This window comes from Flavobacterium cupreum (assembly GCF_003996965.1).
Classification (GTDB): domain Bacteria; phylum Bacteroidota; class Bacteroidia; order Flavobacteriales; family Flavobacteriaceae; genus Flavobacterium; species Flavobacterium cupreum.
The window spans coordinates 1-475 of record NZ_QWDM01000071.1; the positions used below are offsets into that span (position 1 = coordinate 1).

At 63.6% G+C, this 475-nt stretch carries 1 protein-coding gene; it reads right to left on the reverse strand.

From position 1 onward, the window contains the following. The coding region (locus D0817_RS24845) for a transposase (RefSeq protein WP_153188220.1) at positions 1-475 on the reverse strand (475 nt) is incomplete at both ends.

Genomic DNA, 475 nt, shown 5'->3' on the forward strand with positions numbered 1-475 from the left:
CCAAACAGACCAAGCTCCATTCGCCGTTCACTTTGTCCAGACCGCGCAGCGAGAACTGGCGGAAGCCCATCACCGATTTGATGATGCCGAAGACGGGCTCGATGGTTTGCTTGCGTAGCCCGTACAGCGCGCGTCCCGCTTTCGTTTTCAAGCGATGCGCCATTTCTTGCACCGCGGTAGCTGGTGCGGCCAGTGGTGCCGGTTCGGTGTGGCGATCGCGCCAGTCTGGATGGTGCTGGTCGCGCGCCATGGCTATGGACGGCGTCACCTGCGCGTCTTCGCACTCGTGTACATTTTTTCCACTGAAGTATCCGGTGTCGGCGAGCAGGTCGTGCGGCATTCCCAGCACCTCGGACTGCGCCTTTATGCGCGCCAACATCGGTACGATCTGCTCCTTGTCGTTGGGCGCCTGCGTACCGTGCGTGGCGCCGCCCAGCAGTGTGGCGCCGTCGGCCGCCGCCTGCGCGGTGTAGCC